Source organism: Armatimonadota bacterium (genome assembly GCA_013314775.1).
Lineage (GTDB): Bacteria > Armatimonadota > Zipacnadia > Zipacnadales > JABUFB01 > JABUFB01.
The window spans coordinates 655391-676550 of the sequence record JABUFB010000008.1 but is presented as its reverse complement, the minus strand read 5'-3'; the positions used below and the strand labels follow the sequence as shown (position 1 = coordinate 676550).

12 protein-coding genes are annotated in these 21160 nt (G+C 64.3%); 4 read left to right on the top strand and 8 right to left on the bottom strand.

Annotated features, from left to right (window positions below):
* Positions 1-33 precede the first annotated feature (33 nt).
* Positions 34-3078 carry a hypothetical protein gene (locus tag HPY44_09805; protein NSW56299.1) on the top strand — a complete coding sequence of 1015 codons (3045 nt, stop codon included), beginning with the start codon at positions 34-36 and terminating at the stop codon, positions 3076-3078.
* A 173-nt stretch (positions 3079-3251) separates the two neighbouring features.
* On the opposite strand, the gene HPY44_09800 is transcribed toward HPY44_09805, so the two are convergent.
* On the bottom strand, positions 3252-3887 hold the full coding sequence (locus HPY44_09800) for a DUF1559 domain-containing protein (GenBank protein ID NSW56298.1): 636 nt from the start codon (positions 3885-3887) through the stop codon (positions 3252-3254).
* Between the two features lie 180 nt (positions 3888-4067).
* Between HPY44_09800 and HPY44_09795 the strand changes: the two genes are divergently transcribed.
* On the top strand, positions 4068-5027 hold the full coding sequence (locus HPY44_09795; protein NSW56297.1) for an NAD-dependent epimerase/dehydratase family protein: 960 nt from the start codon (positions 4068-4070) through the stop codon (positions 5025-5027).
* A gap of 187 nt (positions 5028-5214) precedes the next feature.
* Here the strand turns inward: HPY44_09795 and HPY44_09790 are convergent, their stop codons facing one another.
* The 5 genes from HPY44_09790 to HPY44_09770 form a co-directional block, all read right to left on the bottom strand.
* Positions 5215-6642, bottom strand: a complete 1428-nt coding sequence (locus tag HPY44_09790; protein ID NSW56296.1) for a CRTAC1 family protein — start codon at positions 6640-6642, stop codon at positions 5215-5217.
* Positions 6643-6819: 177 nt separating this feature from the next.
* The gene (locus HPY44_09785; protein ID NSW56295.1) at positions 6820-7065 is read right to left on the bottom strand and encodes a hypothetical protein; all 246 of its coding nucleotides are present in this window, start codon (positions 7063-7065) and stop codon (positions 6820-6822) included.
* Between the two features lie 96 nt (positions 7066-7161).
* On the bottom strand, positions 7162-7473 hold the full coding sequence (locus HPY44_09780; GenBank protein ID NSW56294.1) for a hypothetical protein: 312 nt from the start codon (positions 7471-7473) through the stop codon (positions 7162-7164).
* A gap of 14 nt (positions 7474-7487) precedes the next feature.
* The gene (locus HPY44_09775; protein ID NSW56293.1) at positions 7488-8492 is read right to left on the bottom strand and encodes an alpha-L-fucosidase; all 1005 of its coding nucleotides are present in this window, start codon (positions 8490-8492) and stop codon (positions 7488-7490) included.
* 23 nt (positions 8493-8515) lie between these two features.
* Positions 8516-9910 (bottom strand): sulfatase-like hydrolase/transferase, encoded by a 1395-nt coding sequence (locus tag HPY44_09770; GenBank protein ID NSW56292.1) that lies wholly within the window; start codon positions 9908-9910, stop codon positions 8516-8518.
* A 164-nt stretch (positions 9911-10074) separates the two neighbouring features.
* Here HPY44_09770 and HPY44_09765 point away from each other — a divergent pair, with 164 nt between their 5' ends.
* The gene (locus HPY44_09765; GenBank protein ID NSW56291.1) at positions 10075-13203 is read left to right on the top strand and encodes a right-handed parallel beta-helix repeat-containing protein; all 3129 of its coding nucleotides are present in this window, start codon (positions 10075-10077) and stop codon (positions 13201-13203) included.
* A gap of 107 nt (positions 13204-13310) precedes the next feature.
* Here HPY44_09765 and HPY44_09760 read toward each other — a convergent pair whose 3' ends face one another.
* Positions 13311-14585, bottom strand: coding sequence for a hypothetical protein (locus HPY44_09760; protein NSW56290.1), 1275 nt, complete (start codon positions 14583-14585; stop codon positions 13311-13313).
* 139 nt (positions 14586-14724) lie between these two features.
* Positions 14725-14877, bottom strand: a complete 153-nt coding sequence (locus tag HPY44_09755) for a hypothetical protein (protein ID NSW56289.1) — start codon at positions 14875-14877, stop codon at positions 14725-14727.
* A 1152-nt stretch (positions 14878-16029) separates the two neighbouring features.
* On the opposite strand from HPY44_09755, the gene HPY44_09750 reads away from it, so the two are divergent.
* Positions 16030-21069, top strand: a complete 5040-nt coding sequence (locus tag HPY44_09750; GenBank protein ID NSW56288.1) for a hypothetical protein — start codon at positions 16030-16032, stop codon at positions 21067-21069.
* The last annotated feature ends 91 nt before the right edge of the window (positions 21070-21160 follow it).

Sequence of the window (21160 nt, the reverse complement as noted above, 5' to 3'; positions counted from 1 at the left end):
TTCAGTCAGAAAAGGATCACTGGAGCCACTGACATGACCGCCAGACAAGGCGTCTACGTATCCGTGCGCAACGCACTCCTCGCCCTCGCATTCGCGGCCGGTCCCGCATGGGCCCAGCAATCTCACGGCGATCCGGGCACTGCCTGGAACGCCTACTGGGTCTGGGGCAGCGAGAACATGCACGGGGGCACGGGGTTCTTCCGTCTGGCCTTCGATGTGCGCGGCGAAGTGGACTCCGCCATTCTCCAGGGCAGCGGCGACGACGGCTACACCCTCTACCTCAATGGGGAAGAGCTGCGGCGCGGGGGCTTCGGTTTCAACCGCACCGACCGGACAGATCTCACGGAACGCCTGCACCAGGGACGCAATGTGCTCGCGGCTGTGTGCAACAACGCGGCATATCCGGGCGGTTGGCTTGCACAACTGGACATCCTGTACGCGGATGGAACCCGGCAGCAGGTGGTCAGCGACGAGCGGACGCGGTTCCATCACCGAGAGATCCCGGGCTGGACCAGTGTCGACTTCGACGATAGCTCCTGGGAGAACTGCTCTACCATCGCGAAGCCGCCTGCGGGCGTCTGGGGGCCGCTGCCCCTGGATTACACCGGCCCGCGCACCCGGCTCAAGCTGCTGGAGGCGAGTATCCCCGGGGCAATTCGCGCCGGCGAGATGCTGGCCGTCAGCGCCCGGGTTCAAATGCTGGAGGAGCCGCGCGACCCGGTCAATATTTCAGCCATCGTCGATCAAGAAGGCCTCACGCTGGGCGAACTGCCGCAGTTTGAGGTGCCTGTGGGCGTCTGGAAAGCCGGACAGGTCGTTACCATCGGCCCGCTCAGCCTTCCGGTGACGCGCTACGCGCCGGGGGGTAAAGCTGAAGTGCGCCTGGTATTGAGCCGCTGCAGGTTCGAGGACGGCTCGGACACTATCGCGCGTGAGATCGAAGTCGCGCAGCGGGATACGGTTCCACCGGCCCCGGCCGCGAGAGTTGCCGATTACCGTGGGGCTCCGGGGCTGTTCCTCGACGATCAGCCCGTGCCGACGATGTTCTACCTGCAGGGAAGAACGCCTATTTCCGCAGAATACAGGCAGATGGCCGATGCCGGCTACCGGCTGTTCAGCGTAAGCATCGGCATGGGCTGGATTGGGCCGGATGCCTACGACTACGATGCGGTGGATCGCCAGATCATCGGCGTCCTGCGCGGCGCGCCAGAGGGGTACGTGGTGCCGAGGGTGGACATCAGCGCCCCTTCGTGGTGGTGCGACCGGTTCACCGGGGAGCTGATCACCTGCGCCGACTGGACCGGCTGGGTGGACGACGGCTGGGGCGGCACGAAGCACCAGTCTTTCGCCTCTGAGAAGTGGCGCAACGAAGCGGGGGAGGCCCTGCGTCGTCTTATACGCCACATCCAGCAATCCCCCTACGGTGACCGCGTCATCGGCTACCACATCGCGACAGGTATCTACGGGGAATGGCACCTTTGGAGCCCCGGGCACCTGCCCGATAACAGCCCCCCCATGCGCCGGGCTTTCATCGAATGGGCGAGGGAGCACTACGCGGGAGATCTGCAGGAACTGAACATCGCCTGGCGCACGCAGCTTGCGTCTTTCGAGGAGATCCAGTGTCCGACCCAGGAGGAGCGTTTCTCCGCGGACCTGGGCGTGTTCAAGGACCTGTCGGTCTCCCGGTTCGTCTCCGACTACTGGCGCGCATTGCATGAAACCACCGTCAGCGCCATCAATCATTTCTGCACCATCGCGAAACAGACCACGGACAACCGCGGGCTCACGGGAGTCTTCTACGGCTACCTGACCGACATCGGCTGGCCCCAAGAAGGCGGACACCTCGCCGCAAGTCTGGCCTTCGACAGCCCAGTCGTGGATTTCTTTGCCACTCCTCACAGCTATTCGCACCGGGCTCTGGGCGAAGACGGGGCATTCCGGGCGTATCCCGAGAGTATCAAGCTGCGTGGTAAGCTGTTCATCGACGAGGGCGACGACCGCACGTATCTCGCCGGGGATGACGGGTTCAACCATGTTGACGGCCCGGAGCAGACCGTTGCGATCATGCGCCGGGAGGCCCTGAACGTGCTCACAGCGCGGGTCGGTATGTGGTGGTTCGATATGTATGCCGGGTGGTTCAACGATCCAGCGCTCCTGGACACTGCTCGCGAAATGCGCGACCTCGCGGAACGCGCGCTCGAAGACGAGCGGCAGGGCTATGCGGAGATCGCGGTAGTGCTGGACCCGACCAACTACTACGGAATGGCCGACTGGAAGACCGGTACAGACGCCCTCCACCTGCCCCTGTGCAATGAGCAGTTTCGGGAATTGCACCGCATCGGCGCACCCTTCGATGTGCTCCTGCTGGACGACCTTTTCCGGCCTGGAGTGCGGGACTACAAGTGTTACGTGCTCCTGAACACCTGGTGCATGACCGAGTCGCGACGCGAGGAACTGGCGCACATCCTGCACCGCCCCGGCAAGGTTGCAGTATTCGCATACGCCCCCGGGTTCAGCAGCAACCGAGGGCTAAGCGTCGATCATATGCGTGACCTCACCGGGCTGCAATTCCAGATGAGTGCAGGCGGGGGCTCCATGGCAGCCCGCTGGCAAGGGTATGCGAGGCAGATTCCGGGGATACAGCCCGGCGGCTCCTGGGGCCCGGAGAAGAGCATGGCGCCGCGGTTCTCGCCCGAATGCGACCAGGAGCATCTCCTGGCGGTCTGGCAGGACACTGGGGAACCCGCGGCCGCCTTCGGCGAGCAGGCCGGCTGGACCAGCGTGTACTGCGGCACCGGGGCCATCCCGGCGCAGCTCATCTCCTGGGCGGCGCGCAAGGCGGGCTGCCACCTGTGGACCCATCCCTGGACCGACGGCTCCGCCTTCTACGCGGGCGGCGGGTTCTTCGGCATCCACACGGCATCCGCCGGAGAGCGAACTTTCAGCCTGCCGTGGCCCGCGCGGGTTACGGACGCGGTCACCGGCAAGGTCATCCTCGAAGAAGGCATCGAGTTCAGCGAAAACCTGCCGCGCTGGTCAACGGCAATCTATCGGCTGGAGCCGGCCTTCGGGGGGTAGTCGCTCCCCGGCCCGCTACGCGATATTCCTCCCGCAGAGCCTGGTCTGTTTGGCCCACAGTCCGGGGTGCCCGCCGCGTATCCCACGGTTTTCGCACCCTTTGGCGGAAACAGAGACGGCCGGGCAGCTGTAGAGACCGCCCGGCCGCTTCCCTTTGCTTCACGCCTGCTGCACTACTTATCCCACACCCAGAGCGTGGTTCCAGGCGCGAACTCGTTCATCTGCGCCCACTTGGCATGACCGTCGCAGTAGGCGACATTCGCACCGCCGTTGTGCCGGCATTCCACGCGTCCACAGAGATTAGCGCCTGCGGGGTCGGTGCCCCAGTGGCCCCGGCGGTTCCCCGGATAGGCGCAGTTGAGATACGAATCGGCGAAGTACCCGACCTCGGCAGGCTTGTTGATCTTGCTCATCGCCCTGCCCCCCGCGCTGTAGCAGCCGTCGCCGGGGTTGGGGCCACCGTTGTAAAGGTTGTAGTTGATCCCGTAACCGAAGTTAGCGGTGGGGTCGCTGGGGCACTTGATCAGCTGGATGTTTTTCACGTAGGGCTGGATCCGGCCATTGGCCTCGTACCACCAACCGCCCGAACCGTTGGCGCGGGAGCACATATACCCCGGCATGATCATCTCGTCATAGTCCTGTGAGTACATCATTGCGCCAAGTCCGATTTGCTTGAGGTTGCTCAGACATGCGGTCTGTCGGGCTTTCTCGCGGGCGCGGGCGAAAACAGGGAACAGGATCGCCGCGAGAATCGCGATAATCGCTATGACAACCAGCAGCTCGATCAGGGTGAAACCACGTCGTGTCATCGGGTGCACCTCCTTGTGGAATAGTAAGGCGCTTATGTAATTCTCCGCCCTGCGCCTGTTCTCCTTCCGATCCTTCAGGGTGTCTCAAGGGATTCTTGATGGCAGTGCCCGCTGGAGGTCCTGACGCCTGCCGGCGCGAACAGATCTTCATCACGAAGCGACGGGCAAGAGGGGTGCATCATGAAGGTCCTCGTCATCGGCGGCACAGGCCACATCGGCAGCTATCTCATCCCGCGTCTGGTCATGGGGGGGCATAAAGTCAGCGTGGTTGCCCGCAACCCGGTCCCGCAGTACACCGATGCGCGTCTGGGCTGGGGAGCGGTTCAGTGGATCATCGCCGACCGTAGGGCTGAGGAAAGGGCCGGAACCTGGCAGCCCCGCATGGAGAGCCTGGAGGCCGATGTGGTCATCGACCTGATCTGCTATACGCCTGAACAGAACCGGGCGATGGTGGAGGCTTTCGAAAGCCGAGTCTCCCACTTCATCCACTGCGGAACTATCTGGGCATACGGTCACCCTGGGCAGGTGCCGTACCGCGAGTGCGACCAGCGCCACCCGATTTCCGAATATGGGAAAAAGAAGGCGCAGATTGAGGCTGATCTCATCACCCGGTATCGCGAGACCGGGTTTCCGGTGACCATTATCCACCCCGGACACATCTCGGGGCGCAAGTGGCTACCCATCGACCCTCAGGGCTCGCGCAACGGGGTGGAAGTCTATCGCAAGCTGGCTCGCGGCGAAGTGGTGTATCTGCCCGAGTTCGGCCGCGAGACGCTCCACCACGTGCACGCGGATGACCTCGGGCAACTGTTCGAGTCGGCGATGATCAACCGGCGGGCGGCCCTGGGAGAGGCCTTCAGCGGCGTGTCCCCACAGGCTTTGTCGCTCGTCGGCTGCTGTCGCGCAGTTGCCGGACTGTTCGGGCGCGAGCCGAACATTGAGTTTGCGCGTCGCGACCAGATGGCCGAGATCATGGGCGCCGACGCCTGGGCCTGCACTCTGGACCATATCGAGCACTCGCCGTGCTGCAGCATCGAGAAGGGGCAGCGGCTCCTGGGGTACAGCCCTCGCTACACCACAGAGCAGATCTATCAGGAGTGCCTGGAGTACCTGCTGGAGAGCGGGCAGCTTGAGGTGTGACTTCCCTACCAGCCAGGAGAGCGCAGTGGCTCGAAGTTGCCCGTCGCGCCGCCTCTCATCGCAGGGCAGGCTCGTGGCTCTGCTCAGACGCACACGGCAGCGAGAGGGACACTCGTCAGGCACCAATGGGGCTCGTGCAGCTCACACCCCCACTGGTTCTGGTGGCCCTATTGCACACCACGGCCCTTCAGAGTGAATCCTCGGCGCGCACGATCAACAGCCGGTCCACCTGCACTTGGTCCAGCGTGCGACTCAGGCCGCCCGGCCAGAGCACCTCAACGCGCACTGGACCAGCGTTCGCCCCCAAACCGAAATGGAGCGTGAGGTCGTTCTGGTTGCCTTCGCCTGTGCCTGCCTCAACCTGCCGGGTGCGGACTCCATCGGCGGTGACCACCCGTACCTGCACCCCGATTGAGGAACGGTCCACCTTCTCCCCGTCGCCAATGACCCGAACCCGGAGCCAGTGACCCTCCGCGCCCTCGTTCACGAACAGGCGGCCGGACGTGGTCAGGTCCAGGTCCCCGTCATTGTCGAAATCGGCCCAGGCGGCCTGGTAGGTGGAGCCCAGGTCCGGCAGGCCCGCCTCCGTGGTGGCATTGCCGAACTCGAACCCGCCATCGTTGCGGAAGAGAACAGGGTTGTTCTTGCGCCCGAAGGATGCGGTGGCGTAGACCGTTGTGAAGAAAAGGTCCAGGTCGCCGTCGTTGTCATAGTCTCCGGCTGCCGGGCTTGCGTAGGACTCCTGGTAGAAAACGCCGCAGGTCCCAAGGTCTTCGAACACGTAGCCTGCTTCCGGGCCGCGATTGCGCAGGAACCGGGACTTGGGCTGGTCACCGCGGTTGTCCACGTGGGCGAAGTTCCCGGCGAACAGGTCGATGGCGCCGTCGTTGTCGAAATCGCCCCACGCAGAGCCGATAGAGTGTCCGCCGCTGAATCCCGGCGAGGTGGCGAGGGCATTGAACTCAGCGGCCTTGTCTTGAAGATTGCCCGTGCCATCGTTGATCCACAGCACGTTCGGCTGGAGGCGGTAGTTGGAGACGTAGACGTCCAGGTCGCTGTCCTGGTCGAAGTCGGCGGCGGTGACACCCCGTGCGCGGTAGCGCTCATCGGTGCGTGCCAGCCGGAAGGACTTGCCGCTCTCGTTCATGAGCACCAGGTCGGGGTAGGTGATGCCGGCGTTCCAATCTTCATATCCTCCCACGTACAGATCAACGAAGGCGTCTGCGTTGAGGTCCGCCCAGCAAGCGCCACGAGAGACGCACGCAGGATGGTCGGGCATGTCGATGGACACGAAGCCTTTGCCACGATCGTTGCGGTAGACCTGAAGCGCTGACCACGAGAAGAGGTCTACAAAGCCGTCGTTGTCGAAGTCGGCAGCCACACAACTGCCGAAGCCTTGCGCTAGCTTGCTGAAAGATGTGCCGCCGTTATTCTTCCACACGATCCCGCCGGCGCACAGATCGGCCCATCCGTCGTTGTCGAAGTCGGCCCAGCACGCGGCGGCGTTGGGGATCGTCAGCCCGAGGTCGGCAGACCGGTCAGTGAAGGTCGGCGCAGCGCAGGCGGTTGCGGCAATCGCGAGGGTGACAATGGTCGAGAAGGCGGGCATCCGCATGATGTGGTCCTCCGGATGAAGAGAGTCAGGTTGATTAGGGCCTGTGAAGTCCTGTCTACAGAGGCAGTTGCCACGGTGCGAAGTTCCAGTTCTGGAAGAGGTTCATGGCCGCGCCGTCCACTGCATCGGTGGCCGGTAAAACAGTGAGGCAGTCGAAGAATGCGCCCTTCTGCGCTCTCAGAGAAAGAGAGTGCTCCCCTGCCCCGCGTCGCGCGACAGATCCACGCTCTGGGACACAATGACTACGCGTTCGGCGTCGGCAGGAGTGTTTTCATCCACGGCGATACGGAGCGACCGCTCGCCCTGACCGCGAGTCCACGAACCCAGGCTGACCAGAGCCGGCGAGTTGACGTCCCACTCCGCGGGGCGATTGTTCCGGGCATCCTCAAACCCCGGATTACGCAGGAGGTTTTCCGGAGGCAATGCTGTCTCCCCAGTCGGCGCGGGACGCAGATTGCGATCTGTGGTATCGAAGTACATGGTGCAGGCGGGTGTCTCACCGGGACGGCTGTTGCATTGTCACGCGAGATACGATACCTCGCGGCGCGGGTCGTACTCAGTGCGGAAGGCAAAGGGCAGGTCCCAGCCGCGTTCCACAAGCCTGAGCGACGCTGGGTCGAAGGCGCCCTCAATGCCTGCCTCGCGAAGTATTGCGCTGAAGTCGGCCGCCACTTCCGCAAGTTTCTGCGCGGCGTCCCGCGCAGGCTCAGGCCCCGTGATCTCGGTGCGGTATCTGCATTCCGGGTGTGCCCACTGTTCCTGCGCCCCGGCGGGAAGACAGCAGAGAACCAGGCCGGTCGCCAGGGCGAAGCTGATTGCCGCGTTCATCATCCTCGCCTCCGCGTTCACGGTTGGGGATGCCTGATTCGCAGATACTCTTCGAACTCGGGCAGGTCATACTCCGACTGCCAGCTCAGCGTAGGCTCGGGTTGAAATGGCCCGCCGCTCTCATCAATGCGCCGCAGTTCGTCATCCATCGGCGGGTCGGCGTCGATCAGGCCGATCACGTACGGCAGGTCGTTCATGGTGAACAGCGCGCCCGGAGTTGATCCGCGCAGCATGGCGCGCGGGCCGGAGTAGTACTCCGCATTGTGCGGCACGATCTGCAACAAAGACCTGCGTCCCTCGCCCTCAGCCCACTCGCGGATCGCCTCACGATAAGGTGCCGGGTCGTCTGCATGCCGCGCAGCGAATGCCACCGCCTTCAGGCGCAGTCCGATGCGCCCGTCAGCCAGGGCATCGTCAGCAGTGGCGACTAACGCCTGTCGGACTTGCTCGTTGCCGGTGAGGTCAAAGTACTCGATGATCCCGTGTCCAGCACCAAAGGTCCAGAAGAACATGTTGCCCTCATTGATGCCCGCATCAGCGGCTGTGCGCAGGACGTCGGGGAAGTCCACCCGGGGCGATTCCACGAGACCGCCGGGCAGCAGGTCGCTCCAGGTGCGCGAACCGAACCGGTGGTGGTTGTCCCAGGAGCAGTAGTAGAACCCCGGCATGAGGCCGTGGCGCCGGCAGGCGGTGACGAAGGCATCCACGACGTCGGTGGTGTTTCCGCTTGTGCCCACGTGATAGTCGGTTTGGGCGCTGGGCCACAAGCAATGACCGGACACATGCTTCGTGGTGAGGACCGCGTACTTCATCCCTGTATCCCGCGCCACCTGGATCCACTGGTCCACGTCGAGGCGGTCCGGAGCGTACGTGGTTGATGGATCGTTCCCCGATGGAAGCTCCTTCGCCACGAAAGTGCTCAGGCCGAAGTGGATGAACATCCCGAAGCCCAGCTGTTCCCACGCCTGCAGCGCTGCGACGGAAAGGCGCTGGTCTCCGGCCCCCGCATCAGTTTCGGCCATGAGTGGCCACTCTCCTGTTCTCGCTATCCGCGCGCCGTAACGCCGCGCGCGATGATCCGCGCCTGCAGTTCGTCCCGCACCGCACGCAATGCCGGGTCCGCGTAGCGGTTCACCCGTTCCAGCGGGTCCTCTTGGAGGCAGTACAGTTCCCCGCCGCCATCATCATCACTGGACCAGAGCACAAGCTTGTGCGTGTCGGTGCGGCAGTAGACGCCGCCCCACTGCCGGCTGTTGTCCACGTGCTCCCCGAAAACGCAGTCACGCCCTCCGGCGCCGGTCTCAATCTCGCCGCGCAAGCTGCGCGCGGACATACCCTCCGGGATCGCCACGCCGGTGTAGTCCAGTATCGTGGGCGCGAAGTCGAACATCTCCACCAATCCCGCGAAGCGTCGCCCCTCCCGGCTCCCCGGCGGGACGATGAATGCGGGCAGGCGCGAGATCGGTTCGAGGAAGCTGCCCTTCCCGTAGAGGCCGAAATCCCCGCGCATTTCGCCGTGGTCAGAGGTGAATAACACAAGCGTGTTGTCCCATAGTCCGCGCCGGTCCATGCACTGGATGATTTGGCCGACCTGGTCGTCGATAAGGTCCAGCAGCGCGTGGTAATACGCTGTCCATCGCCGCGCATTCGCCATCTCGGCTTCCGTTCCGGCCCTGGGCGAACGCTTGCGATACGGCCAGCGATCGCGCAGGTCGATGGTCCAGTCCAGGGGCTCGGGCATGTCATCGGGGGAGTAACGATCCAGATACTCCGGCGGCACATCCAGCGGCCCATGAGGGCCGGTGAACCCGCACCACACGAACCACGGTTCTGCCGGAGGGTTTGACAGGAATTCAACTACATTACCGCCGATCCAACTGTCCACGTGTTCGCTTGCGGGCAACGGGAAGGGCAGCGCGGTGCCGAACTGCCGGTATTCGGGGCGGCGGCGCTCCTGGTAGATACGCTCGTAGCTGCCGGGATTGCGGCTCTCCAGCCACGCCGCGTACTGTGGCCCGAGCGGACCGGGTCCGATGGGCAGCCCGGTGCTCTGGGTCCACCGGGCGCCCTTGCCGCCGGTGACCTGCATAGTGTCGAAGCCCCGATCGGGCATCATGTGGATCTTGCCGAACGCTGCCGTGTGGTAGCCGGCCTCACGCAGGCGTTCGTGGACGGTCAACTCAGATTCGGCCAGTCCGGGCGTAGCATCGACCCTGTCCTCCATATGCCGGACCCCGTGCTGGTGGGGATACTTGCCGGTCTGCAGGGATGCGCGCGACGGGACGCACACCGGGTTCTGGAGATAGCAGCGGTCGAAGATGACTCCCCGCGCGGCCATGGTGTCCAGATGAGGTGTTCGCCCCACTGGGGCGTCATTGCAGGAGAGGCTGTCATACCGCTGCTGGTCGGTGGTGATGAGCAATACGTTCGGGCGGTCCATGAGTTACTCCGGGCTTGCATAGTTTCGAGGTCATCGAACGCATTCTTGCCGGACAAATGCAAGTTCACCGTCCGCGCATCCCTGGCCTTCCCGGACACGCAGGTCTGGTCGGCCTGTGCGGGGAATAGGAACGTATAACTCGTGACGCTCGAAGGGAGACGCCCATGCTGAACAGGTATACGCCCGTGCTGTTGCTCGCCGTTGTTGGTCTCTGCGGATGCGCCGGGGCCCAGGACGGGCTCCTGCTGCACTACTCCTTCGACGAGGGCGCCGGCAATGTCGCTGCCGACTCGTCAGACAACGGCCTGAACGCAACCGTAACTGCTGCCTGGACCGACTCACCCGTCGGCACGGCCCTGTCTTTCGACGGTCAAGCCGCGGGTGTCGCGCGCGTCCAGATTCCCCAGAACCTGCGCTTCGGGAAAGGGTCCTGGACTTTCAGCGCATGGCTGAAGCCGAAGCAGTTTGCCATCGAGGACCGCCAGAATCAGCGGCGTATCTTCGCCTTCGGCGTGTATCCCGATGCCTACCTGGTCATCGACATCTTCAACACAGGTCAGCCTGGCTACTATTTTTGTTACAAGAATGAAGCGGGCAATATTGTCTCGGCAGGTGGCACGGCGGCCACCGGACTCAAGCTGGACGAGTGGGCCCACATGGCCCTGGTCTGCGACCGTGACAAGCGTACGGTGGAGGTCTATGTCAACGGCTATAGCCAGGGCACGACAGCATTGTCGCCTGCGTTCGTCGGAGACTTCTCGCTGGGCGGTGAGTTGACCCTGGGCAGCGGCTGGCACAACTACTGGGGTCTCATGGATGAGGTGCGGGTCTACCGCCGCGCGGTCCCGCGTGCTGAGATCAAGGCGGAGTTTGCCCGCCTGAAGGACACTTTCGGCGCGGTCGAGTCGCCCGAAGCGGCTGCCGCCGAGAGACGGGAGCTGCTCATGCAAGCCTTCGCCCAAACCCACGCTGATTGGGCCGCCGGCGATTTCGCCGCGGTCCGCGCCGCCTGCGCCGCCGTTGTACAGTCGCCTGATGTGTCCGAAGGCCTGCGCAGCTACGCTCGTCTGCGCATTGCCCAGAGCTATGTCGCCGAGGGGAAACCGGATCTTGCCCGCGCGGAGTATCAGGGGATCGCAGACAGCGCCGAATGTGCCGACGTCCACCGCGCCGAAGCGAGGGAAATGGTGGCGGAACTTGACCGGGTTGCGCGAGGTCTCCCGGCGAGGGACCCGGAGGCCAGTCGCACTCGGATCGCGCCCATAGATGAGTTCGCGGCGCATGTGTACGTCGCGCCCAATGGCAGCGACACCGGCGACGGCACAGGCCTGAGACCCTTCGCAACTTTGGCCCGGGCGCGGGACCGGGTGCGAGAGCTCAGGGCCAGTGGCACCGAAGGGCCGATTGCCGTGAGCATCCGCCCAGGAGAGTACCGGGTCACCGAGCCGCTGGCACTTACCCGAGAGGATTCCGGCAAGCCGGACGCCCCCGTCGTGTACCGCGCGACAGTGCCAGGCAAAGTCACCTTTTACGGCGGTACGCGCATTTCTGGTTTCGAGACAGTGACCGACCCGGCAATTCTGGAACGCATACCCGAGGAGGCCCGGGGGAAAGTGGTCGCCTGCGATCTTCCGGCCCAGGGCATTGAAGACTTCGGCAAGCTCGCGGTGCGCGGGTTCAGCCAGCCGCCGTCCCCGCCGACCCTGGAGCTGTTCGTGGACGGCGAACCCATGACCCTCGCGCGATGGCCCAATGAAGGCTTCGTGGGCATAGCGAAGCTGGTGGAGCCCGGCAATCGCGCCGAAGGCAAGCCCTCGATCTTCGAGTACATCGACGACCGCCACGAGCGCTGGACCCGGGCCGAGGATCCCTGGCTTTTCGGTTACTTCCGGTACCTGTGGGCAGACGCGACCATCCGCGTTTCGAAGATCGACCCGGAGACACGCACCGTGATCTGCAATGAAGCCTACCAGTACGGCCCACCCGGAATGCATACGGGTCAGGGCATCGTGTACTACGCCTTCAACCTCCTGGAAGAAATCGACCAGCCGGGCGAGTGGTATCTGGACCGCGACACCGGCATCCTGTATCTCTACCCTCCGACTGACCTGGCCACCGCGAAGGTGGAGATCGGCATGCTATCGACGCCCATGGTCACCATGGACAATGTGACCGACGTGCGTTTCGAGGGCCTGACTTTCGATCTGGGGCGCTACCACGGGTTGATCCTCAGGGACTGCAGCCGCTGCCTGATCGCCGGGTGTACGGTGAGCCGCCTGGCCGGGAACGGGATCACCATCACCGGCGGCGAGGGCAACGGGCTGCTGGGGTGCGACGTGCACACCATCGGCCGGCGCGCCACCGAGGTCATCGGCGGCGACCGCGCTACGCTCACGCCGGGCAGGCATTTCGTGGTGAACTGCCGTATCCACAACTTTGGGCGCATTGACCGCACATACACGCCGGCAATCCAGCTTGAGGGCGTGGGCAATCGCGTCGCCCACAATCTCATGTACAACTGTCCCAGCAGCGTCATGCGCATCGAGGGGAATGACCACATCATCGAGTACAACGAAGTGCACAGCGCCGTGAGAGAGTCTGACGACCAGGGCGCGATGGAGCTGTTTGCCAACCCCACCTATCGTGGTGTAGTGTTTCGCTACAACCGTTTCACCAATTGCGGAAAGGACAAGCCTGGCGCGGCCGTGCACGGGCAAGCATCGATTCGCTTCGACGACGCCATCAGCGGGATGTTGGTCTACGGGAACGTGTTCATTCGGGGCGCCAACGGCAATTTCGGTGCGATTCAGATGAACAGCGGTCGCGACAATGTGATTGACAACAACTTGTTCATCGACTGCAAGCAGGGGATCAGCGGGGGGTACTACCCCGGCAATTCGGTGTGGAACCGGATCCGCAACGGCAACCCCGCGCCTGACTACTACACCAATGATCTGTACCTGAAACGCTACCCGAAAATCGCGACGATGATGGATGAGCCGGGCATCAACTTCGTCTGGCGGAATATGTTTTACCGGTGCGGTCCAATGGTCACTGGTAACCGTGCCAACCTGGAATTGGTCGAGAACGGGGAGTTCGGCGAAACCGATCCGGGCTTTGTGGACGCCGCCACGGAAGACTATCGCCTGAAACCCGACGCGCCGGCATTCGCGACCGTTGGCTTCCGGCCGATCCCCTTCGATGAGATCGGCCTTTATGAGGACACGTACCGGGCTTCGTGGCCCGTGAAGACAACGCCGGTGCCCATGCCTGACTGGCGGCCGAGCAAGTAACGGGACGGCAGGAATGCCTCCGCTTTCCGGGGTGCCCGGGGGGCGGCACGCATCGCGCGCCGCTCCCCGGTGCCGGCGACAGCGCTGTCAGTCTGCGTCCGTGATCGTTAGTCGGTGCCCTCCGGCTCCCGAAATCCGATGGATTTCACTTTCACCCACAGGCCCTCGCCCCCGGAATCCACCGGGTCAAACCGCAGGCGAGTGATCTTGCCGCGGTAGCCGGGGCAGGTGGACAGATCCACAGCGTAGGTGTGATATCTGCCGTCAGGGAGCGTGTCAAAACGCGCGCTCCGCTCCGGCCCGAAGCCTGCTTCCGAGGTGGAGAAGAACACCTCGGCAGGTCCCGAGCCCGGCGCATATGCCGCGCGGATGTACAGGACCGGCGCTTCTTCGGCATTCCAGAACCCCAGCGGCCCCAGCAGCTGCGGATCGCTATCGCCCGGCAGCACGTGAAGCTCCCCCTTGATCGGCCAGCCCGTGTCTGTCGCGTTCACGTATGTCCAGTGCTGTCGGTCCTTCTCGAAAACGTAGTTGGGTGGCTCAGGGCGCTTCGCGTGTTGATAGACGTACTCCCGGATCTGCTGAATGTCGCCGAGAATCAGGACGTAGTTGTACTCATACACGATGTTCCAGTCCAGAATATCCACATGCAGGGGGCTGATGTACCCGGTGGGTCCGTCCCCGGGGCCGCCTTTGCCGGGCTTACCAGCAAAGCCACCAATAGTCCGGTATGCGCCCTCGTTCCAAACGCCCAGCCCGAAGTCGTCATCCCGCAGAAGCGCCGCCCAGTTTTCCGTTGCGGTCCAGCCGGTCCACGGGAATAACCCGCTGGTGGCGCCTTTGGGGATGATCTCGCGAAGCGCATCTCCGGTGAAGGGCTTGTCCCCTGAGTAGGTGACCAATCGGTACAGTGGTCCGTTGGTATAGACCGCGGGGCATTCCTGGTCTCGGCCCGGGTACTGGGTCTTGTCCGGGCGCTGGTTGTTGAGCCGGCAGCGCACGACGGCCGCTGGGCCATCGAGGGTGATCCACTCCTCGAAAGTGCACTCGCCGGGGTAGTTCTTCAGCGGCCAGTGCATGGGGATGCATTTCGTGTAGATGGCGCGCCCGTCGTTGGTGTGTTCAAGGACCCGGGAGCGAAACCCGTAGCAGTCCCCCGACTGGATCGGGTTCCAGCCCAGCCCCTTCCAGTGCTCGCTGTACTCCACGCCCTGCGGCGTGAAAGGGTTCGGGCCGGAGTAGAAAGACATTTGCACCTGCCGCCCCCAGTCGGCGCTATTGATCACATTGTCCTCGCTACCCGCCAGGGACATCCACGTGATCGCGCCACCAATGTCCAGGTTGACCCCCAGCCGGATGACCCCGTTCTCGATGACGCTCAAGCCGCTGTAGGAAGGCGGCTGTGGATCAGCGAGCACGATGCTGGGGACGGAGAGCGGAACGAGCATGAGCGCGAGGGGAACAGGTTGCATCAGTTTTCGGCCTCCGGTACAGGTCGACGTCCGGATAGTTCCGCAGCGACTACCGCACCCGGATCTTCCCCGTGCCGCCGCAGGTCCTGCAGCGGGTTCTCAGTGTGCCCCGGCAGTGGGGGCAGATGCCCCCGGTCAAGTCCTCCCGCAACTCCCGGGCGAACTCGTCATTCTGGGGCAATCCGACCGCCTCGGGGTGCATGAGCCTGCCGTCCCGGGTGTGCATCGCGGCAGGGTACGGACATGCGGTGACGCCGTACCCACGGCAGGTCGGGCATATGGCGTATATGGGGCCTGTCTGTCCTGCCTGCGCGGATGCTCGTTGCCCGGTCTGCGGAATGGGAGCAGGTGTGCGTTGCGGCTGAGGTCTGGGTATCGTCGCCTCTCCGCGCAAGGAAGTGCTCTCCGGGCGCGGAGCCTGTGCTGTTGTCGGTGCAGATACCGCAGGCCTTCCAGGTGCTGAAGGGGTCTGCGCATGGCCCGTCGTACCGCGTGCCGTTGCCTGTTTTTGAGACGCACCGTTGTCGGAGCGCGCCCGGGTTGAGACCGAGCTCTCTGGAGCGGGAGACGGCTGCGCAGCGAGAACAGGCTTCGGCTGAGGCGTTGGCGCCGGCGCCTGAGCTGCCGTCGGTTGCGGAGCGGGGGTGGGCTGTGGAGCGGGTGCCGCCTGCGGCGCAGGTGTGGAGACAGGCGTGGGAGGCGGCTGCGGCGTTTGCTGGGTCACAGGTTGGGGGACCGTCTGCGGAGCAGGCTGCGTGTTCGGCTCCGGCGTGGGCTGCGGTTGGGGAAGCGGTGTCTGCATCTGCGCGGGAGCCTGCGCCGGTGTGGGCCCGGGAGTGCTGGACGCGGGCGCACGGTCCCGTGTGGCGGTCTGCATCTGCGGCGCTATCTGCTGCACCGATGAACTGGCTGCGAACTCTTCCCCGGTTCCAGCCTGCGTGGCTGGCCCCCGTGGCTGCGGGTCTAGTTCCGGCCTCTCTTTCGGCATGAAGATTACGAGAAGGATCGCGAGAATTGCGATCGCCGTCAGGATCCCCGTAATCCGCGCCGGCCAGGGACTGCGTGTCTTGTCGGCAAGCGAGCCGGTGCTGTCGTGTTGATGCTGGTTCATCTGCACACACCAGTAGACGCGGCGCGTCCTGGCCGCGTGAAGCGTTCCCCTGCATACATTCAATGCTTGACGAGGCGTCACCTGCCTCCCAGGTGTGCGCGCAGGATGGCCGTCGAGCCACCAAGGGTCAATCGGCAGTTTCGGCGAACCCCCTTCTCACGGCAGTCACTGCCGCGCGTATTCACGCGCACCACACCTCCGCTGATAGCGCGCAATGGCCGTTCCGAAAGGTGCTGTTTTCTCGTGCTCCGTTACTGTGCGTCCCTGATGCTGCTCATCTCTCCGGCACTGCTGTGCACCCAAGCCAACGCGCAGTCTGTTGTATGGCTCGAAGTCGAAGACTTCGCCGAAGCTTCCGGCAATGTGTCGCTCATAGACACCAACACCAGCGACTATGGCCCCATGGCCCGCGCCGAAGCCTCCGGCAGCAGTTTCTTGCGCATGGGACCAGATGGGATGGTGAATCTCAGGCCATTCCGCGTTGACAAGGCGGGGCCGCGCACGGTTTGGCTCCGCGCGTTTCCAATGAGCGGCCGGCGGGTCACCCTCGCTGTGGATGGCACCGAACTCGGGACCACTCCGGGAGACGCTGAAACCATCGCCCTTGTCTGGCACCGCATCGGGACGGTTGATCTCGGCGGAGGAGACCACACCATTCGCCTGCGCGCTGCGGATGGCAATACGGGGCTGGCCTACTTTGACGCGGTCGCTCTGCTCACGAACCCCGATGCCACACCGTATGGCCGCACACCGGAACAGATTATCTCGGGCCAGGCGGCAGAGCGCATCTCTGAAGATTTCTCTGCCCGCTCGCTGGATGAACTCGCGGCCAATTGGACCATCAACCCACCGCCGGGTGAGGACTCATTTGTGGAGATGCTGCCGGGCGAGGATGACGGCGCGATCCACATTCACAACGGCCCCGGAAGACCCTACAGCCTGGTGGCCCACAATCCCCTGCGCGTTCGGCCCGGCGAACAGATCACACTCCGCATGCGGCTGCGTAAGCGTACCCTGTGCGAGTCACTGTCAGCCACCGTCGCAGGAGTCGGGACCTTCCAACCCCAGGTGTATACCCGCTACACTGACTACGAGTACACCTGGCTTGTGCCCGCGGGGATGACCAGCCCGGCGCTGGTGCGCATCGACGGCAGTGCGGGGGGTGACACGTACATCAGCCGCATCGAGGTCTTCCGCCCGGACCCGCCCCTGTCATCGTATGACACCGGCAGGTTCATTCCGCGCCTCGACAACAACCGCGAGGGCCGCCTGTTTGAGATCGAGGCCTGCGTGGTCAACCAGGACGCCATCAGCGTCGGCGCGGATGCGGATGGGGACGGGTGCTGGAGCTTCTGCAGGCTCTCGCAGGAAGAGAACGAACCGCGGTTCTCGCGGGGCACGTGCCTGAAGTCCGACAGCATCCGTGCGGAGCGCGCCGGGCCGCAGGAAGGTTGCGCGCCCCTGCACGTGAGGGTCGGGCCACTGGAACCGGGGCCCTATCAGGTGTACCTCAATCTGCCGGGCCGAGCGTTGGCCTTCTCCCGCGACGGGGAGAACTGGACGCGGTTGCCCGGGCATGTGGCGCCTGCTCTGGGGCTCATGACCATCTCCGAGCCGTGGTTTGAGTTCTGGCTCGATGACCGGTATCTGGAACCGGGTAATCCGGGGCCGACCTACGCCGACTACATCCGCTTCATGCCTGTCGAAGATCCGGCATACACAATGGCTCCCACCCCCGCCCCCCCGCCTCTCGAGCGCGGTTCCGTGGAGCGCCGGCAGGTGACCCTGAGCGTCGCGAACCCCTCGGACAGCCCACGCACTCGCGAGCCGGTGATCTCCGGTGTGCCCATCCCGAAGGGTGAGCTGGCAAGCCCCCGGAATGCGCGACTGCTGGACGCGTCGGGCACGGAAGTCGTCTGCACCATCACGAGCACCGGAGTCTGGCCGGATGGCAGTGTGAAATGGTTGCTGCTGGACTTCCAGGCGACCGTCTCGCCGCGGGAGACAGCCCGTTACACGCTGGAGTACGGGAACGCGGTGGTTGCGGCGGACAGCCCCCCTGAAATGAAGGTCGAGCGCGACGGTCAGAGGACGATTGTTGACAGCGGGGCGGCGAGGTTCGAGTTCGCCCCGGATGCGGGGAAACCGCTCGTGGCCTTCACCCGCAGGGCCGATTCTGGGCCGGTCTCCCTGGATGGCATCATTGTGGCCGCCGATGGGCGGCAGTGGGACATGAGGTCGGCGCGCGACACGCGTGTCGAGGTTGAGGAGAGGTCGGTTTCGCGCGTGGTTGTGAGAATGCGGGGAAGGTTCGCGGGCAATGATGGGCCAGGGCCCATCGAGTTCGACCACCGCATCCACATCTTCGCGGGCCGGCCCGAAGCATTGTTCGAGTACGGTTTCGTCCCAACCGCTGAGGAAGACACCATCCCGTTGAGACTTGTCCGCGTCCGGCTCAATGGAGCGACGCCAGGCGAAGTCCGGTTCAGCCCCTCGGGAGAGGAGTCAGTCGCTGCACAGGCGGGCGATTCGCCCCGCCTGCTGCAGACAGGCGAGAGCGCCTACGGGAACCGGGGCAGCTTCCCCTTCGCGGTCAGCAAAGCAGACGGCGCGGCGCTTGCGTCGGGCGAGAAGGCCTGCGGAGTGCTGCGCGCAGGCAACACGCTGGTCTGCGTGCCCCATTTCTGGGAGCAGTTCCCGAAGGCGCTGGGGTGTGACGTGTCCGGGGTAGACATCGACCTCTGGCCGGACGCGTCTGGAGTGCCGCCTTTCATGGCCCACGCGGGGTCTGCCAAAAGCCACCGTATCGGCGTTTCGCTGCTCCCGGAGGCATCCCCAGACCGCTGGCTGCAACCCTTGTTCGCCGCCTGCGAGCCCGACTGGTACTGCGCGTCGGGCGCCTTCGAGGGCATGGTCCCCCGGCGCGAAGGACAGTACCCGGAGTACGAGGCCATCGTAGACGAAGCCTTCGAAAGAATGCTGTCTGAGCGTGCGGGCTACGGCATGGAAGACTGGGGCGATGTGTGGCAGGAAGGCTACGTAGCCGGTGCGAAGACCTGGTCTAACCAGGAATGGGATCTGGTGAATAACTGGGCCATTCCTTTCGTTCGTACCGGCGACCGCCGGTTCCTGGACTATGCTCACGAAGCCGCGCGGCACTATGCGGACGTGGACTGCATCCACCATCACAAAGACGCCTCGTGGGTAGGCGGCGCGTGGATGCATGCGCACACATCGCTGATCGGACACCAGCTTGAGCCGCCGAATTTCGCCCACGCGGGCTGGTGTGAGGGCATGCTCAATATCTATCACCTCACCGGCGACCGGCGCGGACTGGAGGCGTCCATCGGCATCGCTGACTGGATCGCCCGGCACGCCCCGCAACGAGACTCTCTGCCGGCAAGCGGGCCGCCTTACAACCTGCACATCCAGCGCCCGGCAGGCTGGCCGCTCACAACTCTCTGCCTGCTGTATCGCGAGACCTGGAAGCCCGAGTACCTGCAGACGGCCCGTAGAATCGTGGATTACGCCCGGCGCGCACAGGTTCCCGAACGCGGCGCATGGGATGCCCAGGTTGGCCACGAGGTGCCGTACCGCGGCGGCTGTGTCTTCGCATATACACTCTTGCGCGGCCTGCGACTCTTCGCGGATATCACCGGCGAAGAGCGCGCCAAGGACGATTATGTGAACGCTGCGCGGTGGATTCTCTGCGAACTCTGGCGACCAGGCCACAAGTATCTGTATGAGCAGTGCCCAATCCACGAGAAGGGTTCCCGCGTGCCCTTCACACTCGGCGAGATGGCTGGTTACGCCACGCGCCTGTCCGGTGACCCGATGTTCGCGGCCATTGGCCACGACGCCTATGTATTCAACACAAGCCCCGCGCAAGCGCCGGCGCTCATAGGTTCTGCCTGCCGTGCGCAGTGGGGGAACGGGGTCCTGACCCAGGCGCCAAGGCTCATGTACGAGTGGGAACAGACGGGTCTCTCCGCGCCGCCGAATGTGACGCTCTTGCCCTCCTCCAGCATCGTTCGAGTTCCCATAGAGCGCGCCTCCACAGTTGCCTTCACGCTGGGCAATGACTCGGAGCAGGCGATCGAGGGCATCTCCGCCTCCTGCATGATCCGGGGCGACTGGTCCGCACGGGTTGCCTCGTGCCCCGAGCGCCTTGAGCCCGGTGGCCGAGGCGTGATTGAGTTGGAGTGCCAGGCGCCGCCTCCAATCATGCAGTACGAACTGCAGAATGACATGGCGAACCTGCACTTGCTCGCGAAATACCGCCAAAGCGGGACAGACTGCGTCTCCTGGAACTCGGTGCGGCTAGAGATCGCTCCCCCGCTGGACATCTCGGGCGGGGTTGCCCTCGCCCTGAAGCCCGGTGCGCAGGCGCAGATTGCGCTGGAAGCAACTGATGGCTTTGACCCGCAGCCGGCTTTCGAGGTCCGGGTTGGGAGCGACCTCGCCGGGCTCGCGCTGTCAGACCCGGAGATCACCCCCACTGCCGCGGGAACCACTCGGATCCGTCTCACTGCGACTGCGGATGCAAAGGCTCCAGCGGGACAGGGCAGCGTGAAGGTCGAGGTTCGTTCCGGCCCCCGCAAGGCCAGTCTCGCGTTGGAGGCCACCGTCGGCCGGTTCCGGGCGCTCATGATCGAGAGCGCGTCGGGCGACGAATGGCGACATCCCTTCAATGCCCTGCGGCCGTACCCGGGGATCGCAGTGGAGTTCATGGCGCCCGAGAGCCTTCCTGCCAGTTTCCCCCAGACCGCTGAAGACATCGCGGAGCGCTGGGAGACGATCATCATCGGTGACACTGGTACCGGTGCGGCGGCGTTCAGCCCCGCGCAACTGCAGGCGATCACTGATTTCGTTCTTGCGGGCGGTGGGCTCATGACTATCGGCGGCGCGAAGTGTTACGCGCCAGGCGGATACAACGAGACGCCGCTCGCGGAGATTCTGCCGGTGGAGATGGCGGACGGGTCGTACAGGATGGGTGAGGTGAAGGTCGTGGTGCTCAAGCCCGAGCTGGTATTCTTCGAGGGCTATGATCCGGTCTTCCCGCCCTTCGGCGCGCACCAGATTCTCCGGGCGAGACCGGATGCGCAAGTCATTGCTCAGTTCGAGGACGGGACCCCCTTTGTTGCTTTGCGGACCGCGGGCAAAGGGCGGGTGCTGTCTATGGGCGCGATCTGGAACCACGGTTCTGGCGCAGCGTTCCGTCAGTGGCGGGAGTACGGCCGTTTCATCGGGCGATGCGTTCGCTGGACGGCGCGCGATCTGTAGAGGAGCAACTGCTTCTGGCGAAGCCAAAGCAGTGCGCGCACCAAAGCACACCACTCGGAGCGTGTTGTGGCGTCTGGCACCCCATTCGCCT

What these genes read in the sequence shown, in the direction of transcription:
- HPY44_09805 (NSW56299.1), top strand. Translation starts at nt 34, where the DNA reads ATGACCGCCAGACAAGGCGTCTACGTATCCGTGCGCAACGCACTCCTC.
- HPY44_09770 (NSW56292.1), bottom strand. Translation starts at nt 9,910, where the DNA reads ATGGACCGCCCGAACGTATTGCTCATCACCACCGACCAGCAGCGGTAT.
- HPY44_09775 (NSW56293.1), bottom strand. Translation starts at nt 8,492, where the DNA reads ATGGCCGAAACTGATGCGGGGGCCGGAGACCAGCGCCTTTCCGTCGCA.
- HPY44_09765 (NSW56291.1), top strand. Translation starts at nt 10,075, where the DNA reads ATGCTGAACAGGTATACGCCCGTGCTGTTGCTCGCCGTTGTTGGTCTC.
- HPY44_09755 (NSW56289.1), bottom strand. Translation starts at nt 14,877, where the DNA reads ATGCACCCCGAGGCGGTCGGATTGCCCCAGAATGACGAGTTCGCCCGG.
- HPY44_09800 (NSW56298.1), bottom strand. Translation starts at nt 3,887, where the DNA reads ATGACACGACGTGGTTTCACCCTGATCGAGCTGCTGGTTGTCATAGCG.
- HPY44_09790 (NSW56296.1), bottom strand. Translation starts at nt 6,642, where the DNA reads ATGCGGATGCCCGCCTTCTCGACCATTGTCACCCTCGCGATTGCCGCA.
- HPY44_09795 (NSW56297.1), top strand. Translation starts at nt 4,068, where the DNA reads ATGAAGGTCCTCGTCATCGGCGGCACAGGCCACATCGGCAGCTATCTC.
- HPY44_09780 (NSW56294.1), bottom strand. Translation starts at nt 7,473, where the DNA reads ATGATGAACGCGGCAATCAGCTTCGCCCTGGCGACCGGCCTGGTTCTC.